General features: G+C 70.5%; 10 protein-coding genes. 7 read left to right on the top strand and 3 right to left on the bottom strand.

From position 1 onward, the window contains the following. Positions 1-154: 154 nt before the first annotated feature. The 3 genes from G6020_RS03965 to ramB all read right to left on the bottom strand — a co-directional run bounded on the left by G6020_RS03965 (position 155) and on the right by ramB (position 3,341). Entirely contained in the window at positions 155-1,018 is an 864-nt protein-coding gene (locus tag G6020_RS03965) for a DUF559 domain-containing protein (protein ID WP_187701089.1), read from the bottom strand. Positions 1,019-1,302: 284 nt separating this feature from the next. Continuing rightward, the gene (locus G6020_RS03960) at positions 1,303-1,881 is read right to left on the bottom strand and encodes a carboxymuconolactone decarboxylase family protein (RefSeq protein WP_182609728.1); all 579 of its coding nucleotides are present in this window, start codon (positions 1,879-1,881) and stop codon (positions 1,303-1,305) included. A gap of 5 nt (positions 1,882-1,886) precedes the next feature. Continuing rightward, the gene (gene ramB / locus G6020_RS03955; RefSeq protein WP_182609727.1) at positions 1,887-3,341 is read right to left on the bottom strand and encodes an acetate metabolism transcriptional regulator RamB; all 1,455 of its coding nucleotides are present in this window, start codon (positions 3,339-3,341) and stop codon (positions 1,887-1,889) included. Positions 3,342-3,534: 193 nt separating this feature from the next. Here ramB and aceA point away from each other — a divergent pair, with 193 nt between their 5' ends. From aceA to G6020_RS03920, 7 genes are all read left to right on the top strand, one after another. Continuing rightward, the gene (gene aceA / locus G6020_RS03950; protein ID WP_182609726.1) at positions 3,535-4,824 is read left to right on the top strand and encodes an isocitrate lyase; all 1,290 of its coding nucleotides are present in this window, start codon (positions 3,535-3,537) and stop codon (positions 4,822-4,824) included. 163 nt (positions 4,825-4,987) lie between these two features. Next, complete coding sequence (locus G6020_RS03945) at positions 4,988-5,908, top strand: 3-hydroxybutyryl-CoA dehydrogenase (RefSeq protein ID WP_182609725.1); 921 nt, start codon at positions 4,988-4,990, stop codon at positions 5,906-5,908. Positions 5,909-5,913: 5 nt separating this feature from the next. Continuing rightward, the gene (metE, locus tag G6020_RS03940; protein ID WP_182609724.1) at positions 5,914-8,214 is read left to right on the top strand and encodes a 5-methyltetrahydropteroyltriglutamate--homocysteine S-methyltransferase; all 2,301 of its coding nucleotides are present in this window, start codon (positions 5,914-5,916) and stop codon (positions 8,212-8,214) included. Between the two features lie 77 nt (positions 8,215-8,291). Continuing rightward, positions 8,292-8,600 (top strand): hypothetical protein, encoded by a 309-nt coding sequence (locus G6020_RS03935; protein ID WP_179523424.1) that lies wholly within the window; start codon positions 8,292-8,294, stop codon positions 8,598-8,600. Positions 8,601-8,689: 89 nt separating this feature from the next. Further along, positions 8,690-9,898, top strand: coding sequence for a DUF445 family protein (locus G6020_RS03930; protein WP_182609723.1), 1,209 nt, complete (start codon positions 8,690-8,692; stop codon positions 9,896-9,898). 160 nt (positions 9,899-10,058) lie between these two features. After that, positions 10,059-10,580 (top strand): helix-turn-helix transcriptional regulator, encoded by a 522-nt coding sequence (locus G6020_RS03925; protein WP_187700505.1) that lies wholly within the window; start codon positions 10,059-10,061, stop codon positions 10,578-10,580. A 79-nt stretch (positions 10,581-10,659) separates the two neighbouring features. After that, positions 10,660-11,552: hypothetical protein (locus G6020_RS03920; RefSeq protein WP_241732563.1), on the top strand; the 893-nt coding region annotated here is incomplete at its 3' end.

The raw sequence follows: 11,552 nt of genomic DNA, 5'->3' as shown, positions 1-11,552 counted from the left end.
GCTCGGCCCGCCCCTCCCGCCCGCGAGATGCGCGTCCTCTTCGTCCTGCGCGCCCGGAACGCTCGCACGCTGGGCGGTCGCGCCGGTGGAATGGACCACAGGGGCCGCGCAAGTCTGCCCGGCGCCGGGAGATCGGGGGCCGGGGCACCGAGGGTCAGGCGGCGAATCGGCAGGTGCGCTGGGCGTACGCCGCACGAACCTGCTGTAGCAAGTCGCCTCGTTGGTGGCGGAAGATCCTGTGGTCCACGACGATCACGATCCAGCCGGCGGCCTGGAGACGGTTCCTGCGGTACCGGTCCTTCGATTGCTGTTCCGGGTGCTCGTGGTGCGCGCCGTCGTACTCCACCGCGATCTTGTGAATGGGATCAGCGAGATCGAGGCGGTATCCGCCCACCTCGACCTGCGGCACGAACCCCGTGAAGCCAGCGTCTCGGAGGAACAACCTCGCTTCGGTCTCCTTGGGGGACTCACTGCGACGATCGGCGTCCGCGAGCACCCGTCGTGCTCGTGCGACGCCCCAGGCGCCGACCTGGCCGTCGACCACGTCGCGGAGCTCGCGCTCGGAGAACCCGTGCCGGTAGAAGTGCTCCACCGCGATGACTCCACCGAGGTGGTCGGTGAACCGGGCCAAGTCGAAGGCCGTCCATCGCCGACTCGTGACGGCGACGCCCCGCTTGTGCTCCACGGCCGAGGCGGGCAACCGGTATCGACGAATCCGCAGGCCCGAACGCGTTCTTCCGCTGGGGCCGACGCACAACTCCGGGATGGCGTCGTCAGGGGCGGCGATCCCGTGGAGGACCGCCGCCGACCATCCGGTGAGGACGCCGCTCGGGTACAGCCGCGAGTAGGCCACTGACAAGGTCTCGAAGCCGAGCGGAAGACCAGCCGGCAGCCAGAGTTCGTCCGCGATCTTGACGAACTCGCGCTCTCGTCGTCGACGGGGGAGGGCGGCGAGCTCGCTGCTGAGCCGGGCGGACGAGAGGACGGGGTGCTGTGGGCCCGGGTGGTGGCGCGTCATGCCGAGGATGATCCTCGGCGGGAACGAGGGGGTCCGGTGTTCACGCGGGGATTCCGGCCGCCCTGTGGAGGGGGGACGATTGTGGACGACCGGAGCGCACGGAGGACCCGGTGGGCTCCCGGAGGAGCCGATGGGCTGGTCGTCCGAACATGGGGACGACAGGTGCGCGGCGGGAATGGACCAGAGGGGGCGCGCACGTGGCGGATGGGCGAGCAGAGGGGGCGCGGAACTCGGAAGGGGGCGAGCAAAGGGGACGCGCAACCCGGAGGGGCTGGGCAGGTGGGTCAGCGGGGGCGGTCGGGCTGGATCCGCAGGGCCCGGAGGGACGTGGCCAGGCCGTCGTACTGCGCCACCAACTGCACCAGACCCACCAGCTCGGCCTCGGTCAGGTGGGCCGCCACCTCCGCCCACGTGTCGTCCGCGATGTCCTTGGTCCGCACCAGCTCGTCGACCGCGGTCAACACCGCGCGCAGCCGGTCCGACCAGCCGGCGTCCGCGGGGTCGTGCAGGGTGCGGGTGATCTCGTCGTCGTCGAGCCCCACCCGCGCGCCGATCCGCTCGTGGTGGGCCCGCTCGTAGGCGCTGTCCCGCAGGTGGGCCACGCGCAGGATCACCAGCTCGGTGGTCCGGCGGTCGAGGACCCCGAACGGCATCATCATCCCGGAATAGGCCAACCACGCGGGGAAGAGCCGGCGGGCACGTCCGAGCGTGGCGAACAGATGGACGTCGCGGCTGCCGGTCACGCGGGCGCCCACGCGGTTGACGGCCCAGCCCACCGGTCCGAGTTCACGGAACCCGCCGGGACGGATGCGGGGCCGGGCCGGGTCCCGGGGATGGCTGTCGGTGCTGTGCGGCTGGCTCATGGCCGTCAGGGTAGGGCAGGGGAGGCGGCCGGCGAGTGGGGTTCGTCGAGCAGATAGGGCGAGAGCGACGAGCGGTGCGCGTCCACCTTGAGGGTGCGGTTCAGCGGCGGGAAGGCACGTTGGGGACAGGCGGGCCGCTCGCACATGCGACACCCGGACCCGATCTTGGTGGCGGCGTCGGCGTCGGCGAGGTCGAGTCCCTGCGCGTAGACGGTGCGGTGGGCGTGCCGGGCCTCGCAGCCCAGACCGATCGCGAACGTCTTGCGGGGTTGCCCGAATCGCATGGGCCGGGTGGTGACGGTGCGCGAGACCCACAGGTGCAGACGCCCGTCCGGCAGCTCCGCGACCTGGCGCATGATCTTGCCCGGGAAGGAGAAGGTCTCGTAGACGTTCCACAGCGGGCAGGTGCCACCCGAGGTGGTGAAGTGGACACCGGAGGCCGACTGCCGCTTGGACATGTTCCCCGCGCGGTCGACGCGCACGAAGCTGAAGGGCACCCCGGAGGCTCCCGGGCGCTGGAGGGTGGAGAGGCGGTGGCACACGGTCTCGTAGCCCGTCGCGTAGAAGGTCATCAGGCGTTCCACGTCGTAGCGGAAGTCCTCGGCGGTGTCGAGGAAGCGCTGGTAGGGCATGAGCACGGCCGCGGCGAAGTAGTTGGCCAGCCCGCGCTGGGCCAGGGCGCCGGCGGCGGGGGAGCTGAAGGCCCCGTCGGCCACGAGCTGGTCGAGCAGCTCGCGGTGCTCGAGGAACGCGAGCTCGGAGGCCACCCGGAAGGCCTGCTGCCCTCCGGTCAGGTGAGCCGACAGGTCCAACCGGCGGTCCCGGGCGGAGAAGCGGTGCCACAACCCGTCGGGCAGGTCCACGCGGCGCACCACCCGGACGCCGTGGATCTCGGCGAGCCGGTTCTCCAGCTCGGCCCGGACGTCGCCGCGGTTCATGCGGATCCGGGTGGTGAGCTCCTCGGCCGCGGTGTCCAGGGAGTCGATGTAGTTCTGGCGTTGGTAGAAGTAGTCGCGCACCTCCTCGTGCGGCATGGCCAGGGCGAAGTTGTCCACCTCGTCGGACAGGGCGTTGCGGCTCTCGGTGAGGGCCGCGAGGAGGTCCGCGGAGTTGCGGTACCGCTGGTTCAATACCGCGAAGGCGCGTGCCAGCGACGGGTGGGCACGGACCAGGTCGATCACGTCGCCCGCGGGGATCCCGGTGGACACCTGGGGGTCGGACAGGGCCTCGGTGAGCTCGGCGATCAGCCGGGTGTCGGCGTCGGAGGCGAAGAAGGTCGAGTCGACCCCGTACTCCTCGGACAGTCGGGCCAGCACCCGGGAGGTGACCGGGCGCGTGTCCTTCTCGAGCTGGTTCAGGTAGCTGGCCGAGAGCCCGAGCGTCTCGGCGAAGGCGGCCTGGGTGAGACCGTGCTCCTCGCGCAGGCGGCGCAGGCGAGCACCCATGTGGATGGTGGTCATCAGCGGCTCCCGCGGGTCGGTGGTGTGCCCCACATTCTTCGCAAAGTTCGCAAGCAATGCAAGGAAACTCGCCAGATTCGCACAATTCCCAGGTAGACGGGCTGCGATGTGTGTGGCATCCTTTCCAGGTACAGGACGCCGCGCTCGCAATTGTGCGAAGCAGGGTCCGCCCCCGAGACAGAAAAGAGTCGCGATGTCGAACGTCGGCAAGGCACGTACCGCTGCAGAGATCCAGCAGGACTGGGACACCAACCCCCGCTGGAAGGGCATCACCCGCAACTACACCGCCGAGCAGGTGGCGGAGCTGCAGGGCACCGTCGTCGAGGAGCACACCCTCGCCCGCCGTGGCGCGGAGATCCTCTGGGACAAGGTCAACAACAAGGACTTCGTCAACTCCCTCGGCGCGCTGACCGGCAACCAGGCCGTCCAGCAGATCCGTGCCGGCCTCGAGGCCGTGTACCTCTCCGGCTGGCAGGTCGCCGGCGACGCCAACCTCTCGGGCCACACCTACCCGGACCAGTCGCTGTACCCGGCCAACTCGGTCCCGACCGTCGTGCGCCGCATCAACAACGCGCTGCTGCGCGCCGACGAGATCGCCCGCATCGAGGGTGACACCTCGGTGGAGAACTGGCTCGCCCCGATCGTCGCGGACGCCGAGGCCGGCTTCGGTGGCGCCCTCAACGCCTACGAGCTGCAGAAGGCCATGATCGCGGCCGGCGCCGCCGGTGTGCACTGGGAGGACCAGCTCGCGTCGGAGAAGAAGTGCGGCCACCTCGGTGGCAAGGTGCTCATCCCGACCAACCAGCACATCCGCACGCTGACCTCGGCCCGTCTCGCGGCCGACGTCGCGAACGTCCCGTCGGTCATCATCGCGCGCACCGACGCCGAGGCCGCCACGCTCATCACCTCCGATGTCGACGAGCGTGACCGCCCGTTCATCACCGGTGAGCGCACCGCCGAGGGCTTCTACAACGTCAAGAACGGCATCGAGCCCTGCATCGAGCGCGCCAAGGCCTACGCCCCGTACTCCGACCTCATCTGGATGGAGACCGGCACCCCGGACCTCGAGTACGCCAAGCAGTTCGCCGAGGCCGTCAAGTCCGAGTTCCCGGACCAGCTCCTGGCCTACAACTGCTCGCCCTCCTTCAACTGGAAGGCGAACCTGGACGACGACACGATCGCCAAGTTCCAGAAGGAGCTCGGCGCGATGGGCTTCAAGTTCCAGTTCATCACCCTGGCCGGCTTCCACTCGCTCAACTACGGCATGTTCGACCTGGCCTACGGCTACGCCCGTAACCAGATGAGCGCGTTCGTCGAGCTGCAGGAGCGCGAGTTCAAGGCCGCCGAGGAGCGTGGCTTCACCGCCGTCAAGCACCAGCGCGAGGTCGGCGCCGGCTACTTCGACCGCATCGCCACCACGGTCGACCCCAACACGTCCACCGCGGCGCTGAAGGGCTCCACCGAGGAGGGTCAGTTCCACTGACCCCCCGGGTCGCCCTCGAGTAGGGCGGCCAGCACGCTGGCACCACCACACACCGGGGGCCGCGGCCGTCTCCTCGAGGCGGCCCCGGCCCCCGGTCGTGTCTCACGCACTCCCGGGCCGATGCCCGGGCCGACCACCCGGTTCGAAGAAGGACGTGTCGCACATGCCCACCACCCGCGAGGTAGCCCCGGGACAGGGGTCGATCACCCGCGTGGGAGTGGTCGGTGCAGGCCAGATGGGGGCCGGGATCGCCGAGGTCTGCGCCCGCGCCCACGTCGACGTCCTGGTGTGGGAGTCCACCCGGGAGCTCGCCGCCGCGGGCCGCTCCCGCATCCTCTCCTCGCTCGACAGGGGGGTCTCCTCCGGGAAGATCACCCGGCGCGAGCGTGACCAGGCAGCCCTGCGGCTGCGGTTCACCACCGACCTCGGGGACTTCGCCGATCGCCAGTTGGTGATCGAGGCGATCGTCGAGGACGAGGCGGCCAAGACGGCCGTGTTCCGTGAACTCGACGAGGTGGTCACCGACCCGGAGGCGGTCCTGGCCTCCAACACCTCCTCCATCCCGATCATGAAGCTCGGCATGTGCACCGCGCGGCCCCGGCGCGTGATCGGCATGCACTTCTTCAACCCCGTCCCCGTGCTCCCGCTGGTCGAGCTGGTGAGCACGCTGGAGACGGGGGAGTCCGTCCGCGATCGCGCCGAGGGGTTCGCCGAACAGGTCCTGGGCAAGCAGGTGGTGCACTCCGCGGACAGGTCCGGAGCCGTGGTCAACGCGCTCCTCGTGCCCTTCCTGCTCTCGGCGATCAGGATGGCCGAGTCCGGCTTCGCCACCCCGGAGGACATCGACAAGGCCATGGTGCTGGGGTGCGCCCACCCGATGGGTCCGCTCTCCCTGGCCGACCTCGTGGGCCTGGACACGGTCAAGGCGATCGCGGACTCGATGTACACCGAGTTCCGCGAACCGCTGTACGCCCCGCCACCCCTGCTGCTGCGCATGGTCGAGGCCGGACGGCTGGGGAAGAAGAGCGGCCACGGCTTCTACCGCTACGACGTGCCCGGCGCCGCTACCCGAGCCGCCCGCTGACCGCCGTGGCCACCGAGCTCGAACGCTCGCACCTCGCCCTGAGCCGTGCGTCCAGCGTGCTGGGCTACCCGCGGATCGGCCCGCGCCGCGAGCTCAAACGCGCGCTCGAACGGTACTGGCACGGTGACGGCACCCGGTCCGAACTCCTCGCCGTGGGGCGCCGGATCCGGGAGTCGACCTGGCAGGAGCTCCGCGACACCGGGCTCACACAGATCCCGGGACACACCTTCTCCTTCTACGACCACGTCCTGGACGACGCCCTGCTGATCGGCGCCGTCCCGCACCGCTTCCGGGACCTGGTCCGTGACCTGTCCCCGCTGGACACGCAGTTCGCGCTCGCCCGCGGCCGTGCCGACGTGGCGCCCCTGGAACTGGTCGCCCTGCAGGGCACCCCGTACCACTACCGCCAGCCCGAGTTCGAGGACTCCTCCGTCCTGGGCCTGCGACCGGCGGAGTTGCTGGCGGAGGTCGCCCGCGCCCACGAGCTGGGGGTCGACATCCGGCCCGTGATCACCGGCCCGGTGTCGCTGCTGCTGCTGAGCAAGCCCGCACCCACCGCCGCCCCCGGCTTCCGGCCGATCGCGCTGCTCGACCGGGTGCTCGAGCAGTACGAGGCCCTGCTGGAGGCGCTGGCGGGGGCGGGCGTGACCTGCGTGCAGTTCGACGAACCCTGCATGACCATGGAGCGCACGCCGGCCGAGGTCGAGCAGGTCCGGCACGCCTACGACCGGCTGTCCGCGGTCCCCAGCCGCCCGCGGATCCTGGTGACGGGACAGTACGGGGACCTGGCCGGGGCGCTGCCCGCGCTCGCGTCCACGGGGATCGAGGCGATCGGTCTGGATCTGGTCCACGGCTACCGGCCCGCGGACGAACTCGCGGCGATCCCGGGACTGGCCGGAAAGCGGCTCTACGCCGGCGTGGTCGACGGCCAGAACGTCTGGCGCACGGACAAGTTCGAGGTCCTGGACTACCTGAGGCAGCTCAAGGCCACCTTCGCCGACCTGGTGGTCTCGACGTCCTGCACGCTGCTCCACGTGCCCTACGACGTCGGGGTCGAGGTGGACCTGCCCGCGGAACTCGAGGACGCGCTGGCCTTCGCGCGACAGAAGGTCGCCGAGGTGGTGTCACTGGCGGACGCGCTGGTGGACGGGCCCACGCCGCGCTGGCGGCCGCTGCCGGTGCGGCCCGGTGCGCGCCGGGAAGACGTGCGTGCCAGGACGGCGTCGGTGGACGACGACGACGAGGTCCGCATGCCCTACGCGGAGCGTGCGCCTCTGCAGGCGGAGCGTCTGGGGCTGCCGATCCTCCCCACCGCGACCCTCGGCTCGTTCCCGCAGACGGTACAGATCCGTCGGGCACGCCGGGACCTGGCCGACGGCCGGATCGACTACGAGCGCTACTGCGGTTACCTGCGGGAGGAGATCGCCTCGGTGATCCGGCTGCAGGAGGACATCGGCCTGGACGTCCTGGTCCACGGTGAGGTCGAGCGCAACGACATGGTGCAGTACTTCGCGGAACTGCTCGACGGGTTCGCCGCGACCCGGCACGGGTGGGTGCAGTCCTACGGGTCCCGGTGTGTGCGCCCGCCCATCCTGTACGGGGACGTGGCCCGGCCCGCGCCCATGACGGTCGAGTGGACGGGGTACGCGCAGACCCTCACCGACCGGCCGGTCAAGGGGATGGTGACCGGGCCGGTGACGATGCTCGCCCGGTCCTTCTGTCGGACGGACCTCGCGCTGCCCGAGGTGGCCACCCAGCTGGCGCTGGTGATCCGCGACGAGGTGGCGGACCTGGAGGAGGCTGGGCTGGCGATCGTCCAGATCGACGAGCCGGCCATCCGCGAGCTGCTGCCGCGGCGGGGCGCGGACAGGCGGGCCTATCTCGAGTGGGCGGTGGCGACGTTCCGCCTGGCGTCGGCGGGTGCCCGGCCGGACACCCAGATCCACACGCACCTGAGCTACTCGTCGCTCCAGGTCATGAAGGAGGCGATCGAGGGGCTCGACGCGGACGTGACCGCGATCGTCGCGACCCGGTCGATCGACTGGGTCCTCGACGCCCTCACCGACCACACCCTCACGCGGCAGGTGGCCCCGGGTGTGTACGAGTCTCGATCCGGCTTCGTCCCGGACATCGATCTGCTGCACGAGAGGCTGCTCGAGGCGGTGGCGGCGGTGGGGGTGGACCGCCTCTGGGCGGTCCCGGACGGCGGGCTCAAGACCCGCTACACCTGGCAGTTGGAGCCGAGTCTGCGCAACCTGGTCACCGCGGCGCGACGAATCCGCCGGGCGGTTGCCCGCGGGACCTGAGGTTCCAATAGAATCGGGTCAAGCAACTCCCGGGCCGCCGCGTCCGGGATCGGTAGTAGACGAAAGAGGACGACATCATGGCCGGTCAGACCCTCGAGCACACTGGTGCTGCCATCGTCGAGGAGTACTACCCGAAGTACGCGACCGAGGTGGCGCCCACCTACCCGCTGTACTCGACCGAGATCTACGCCGGTTCGGCCATCATGCTGCTGGCGATGAGCATGCTGGGTCTGCCCATCACGGCGCTCGCCTTCTACACCGACGACATGGACGTGTCCCTCGGTCTGGTCGTGGCCGCGGTCGTGGCCACCGTCGTCGTCTTCGTCATCGGCCTCGCGGTGTGCATGATCGGGTTCCGCAAGTACGGGCGCAAGGACGCACACTGACGCTCGACCCGGTCGCCGCGGCGGGCGGTTCCGCCCTGGTCGCGGGTGACCCGGCGACCGACGCGGAGCGCAGGGCTGCGCTCCGCCGCATGAAGCTGGTCGCGACAGGGTTCCTGGTCGTGGCCGGGATCATCTTCCTCTTCGCGGAGTATTCGCTGTCCAACGGCGCCGGGGCGTGGGCCGGGTACGTGCGCGCGGCGTCCGAGGCGGGGATGATCGGTGGCCTCGCGGACTGGTTCGCGGTCACCGCGCTGTTCCGTCACCCGCTGAGGATCCCCATCCCCCACACGGCGCTGATCCGCAAGAAGAAGGACCAGCTGGGGACCTCGCTGGGCACCTTCGTCGGCGAGAACTTCCTCGATCCCGAGATGGTCAGCGAGAAGGTCCGCAGCGCCCGGATCCCCGCGCGGGCGGGCGAGTGGCTCCAGGAGGAGGACCACCGTGCGATCGCCTCCGACCAGGCGGCCAAGGCGATCCGGTCTGTCCTGGCGGTCCTGCGAGACGAGGACGCCACGGCGATCATCGAGCGGACCATCGTCGCCCGGATCGCGGAGCCGAAGTGGGGACCGCCCGCGGGCCGGATCCTGGCCGAGCTCCTCGAGGAGGGCCGCCACCTGCCTCTCCTCGACCTCATGGCCGACCGCACCCACGGGTGGGTCGAGGCCAACCCGGAGACCATCGACCGCTGGGTCCGCGAGAAGGCGCCCACCTGGGCGCCGCAGTTCGTCAACGAGCTGCTCTCCGACCGCGCCTACCGCGAGCTCCGCGAGTGGACCTGGCAGATCAAGGTGGACAAGCAGCACGCGGTCCGCCTTGCCCTGATCGGGTTCGTCGAGGACTTCGCCCGCGACCTCCAGCAGGACCCGGCCACGATGGACAAGCTCGAGATCTTCAAGGCGGAGGTGATGAACCGCGAGGAGGTCCGTCGGGCGGCGGCCTCCGCCTGGACGGCGGCCAAGCGGATGATCGTCGAGGCCACCGAGGACTCCTCCTCGACCCTCCGGGTGAAGATCGACGACCTCCTGCGCCGGCTGGCCGATCTCCTGGTCGACGACGAGAAGGTCCGGGCGCGCCTCGACGACTACATGACCCGCACCGCGGCGTACGTGGCGGTGAACTACGCCGGCGAGGTGACCTCGATCATCGCCGATACCGTCGAGCGGTGGGACGCCGACGAGGCGTCCGAGAAGATCGAGCTGCTCGCCGGAAAGGACCTGCAGTTCATCCGGATCAACGGCACGCTCGTCGGCGCCCTCGTCGGCGTGATCATCCATCAGTTCACCCTGCTCGTCTTCTGACCTGCTCATTCGACCTGCCCGTTCGTTGACGCGGCCCCTGAGGGGGCCCGCCGCGAGCCTGTGACCCATCACACCGCTCCGACCGCTTGCTGCAGTTAGCACTCGTTGCTAGCGTTGTCCTCAGACGACGTGAGACGCACGGCGAGGGGAGGTGGACTCCATGGCCGAGAAACGTGGCCGGGAGACCGGCAGGAAGCCCGGGTCCACCGCCGCGCAGGCGGTCGAACCGACCGCCGCGACCCTCGCGCGGAGGGCCAAGCCGACCGGCGAGGTCCCCCGTCACGACGACGTCGCCCCACAGGGTGACGACGACAAGCGCATCTCCGAGTCGCAGGACATCGGGTCGTTCATCCGCGCCCAGCGGGAGGCCGCCGAGGTGTCCATCCGGCAGCTCGCCGAGCGTGCCGGCGTCTCCAATCCGTATCTGAGTCAGATCGAGCGTGGGCTGCGCAAGCCGTCCGCTGAGGTGCTGGGTCAGATCGCACGAGGTCTGAGGTTGTCCGCCGAGGTGCTCTACGCCCGCGCCGGGATCCTCGAACTGAAGGAGGGCAGTCCGGTGAGGGACGCCATCCTCACCGCGCCCGACCTCACCGAGCGTCAGAGGGAGGTGCTCGTGGAGATCTACGAGTCGTTCCGAACGAACAACGCGACCGCCGCCGAACAGGTCGTCGACGTGCACTGAGCCCGTCCGACGGCGGCCCCGTGGGGCCACGTCACATCCCACCCCGCAACACCTGCATGACAACGATCAAGGAGCCGACATGAGCCAGAAGAAGCCCGTTTCCAAGAAGACCCCCGCCCAGGCCGCCGCCGCGCAGGCCGAGTCGCAGGCCAACCCCAAGGACACCGCGCCGAGCGGCCCGCTCGGTCAGGCGCTGTCCGCCGTGCGCACCCCGGTCTACGCCTACGTCGGCGTGAACGACCTCGCGGTCCAGGCCGTGTCCGGGCTGGTCTCGGACCTCCGTCGTCGCGCGGAGGAGGCCGTCACCGACGCCCAGACCAAGGTGAACGAGCGCGTGACCGACGTGCAGAACCGGGTGACCGAGCGCGTGGCGGACGTGCAGAACCGCGTCACCGAGGTCCCCGATCGCGTGCAGGCGCTGCCGGCCGAGGTGGAGGAGCTGGTCAACCGGTTCCGCCCCGAGGAGCTGCGGAAGGTCGCCGACGCCTACGTCGAGGTCGCGGCCGGGATCTACGGTGGGCTCGCCGCCCGTGGCGAGGACGTGGTGTCCCGCCTGCGTGAGGAGAACCCGCAGCTCGAGGCCGGCCTGGCCCGCGTCAACGAGCAGGTCGCCCGCGCCGCCGGCGCCATGGAGGAGCAGGTCGAGCTGGGCGAGGACGCGCTCGGCACGGTCGCCCGCCAGACCCGGTCGATCGGCGTGAAGGCCGCGGGCCGCGTGTCCAAGGCCGCCCGTCAGGCCGCCGAGGAGGCCGGTACCGCCGCCGACAAGGCCGCCGACAAGGTCGAGGACGCCGCGTACGCCGCCTCGGACGAGGTCCAGAGCGGTGCCGCGAAGGTCGAGGCCCAGGCGGCCCAGGCCAAGAAGGCGACCGCGAAGAAGGCCCCGGCCAAGAAGGCTCCCGCGAAGAAGGCCCCGGCGAAGAAGGCCCCGGCCAAGAGCGCCGCGAAGTCGACCACCGCCTCCAAGTCGAC

It is taken from the genome of Dietzia sp. B19, from assembly GCF_014145155.1.
GTDB lineage: Bacteria > Actinomycetota > Actinomycetes > Mycobacteriales > Mycobacteriaceae > Dietzia > Dietzia natronolimnaea.
Note: the sequence above shows the minus strand (reverse complement) of the source record. Positions and strands in the feature narration are given on the sequence as shown.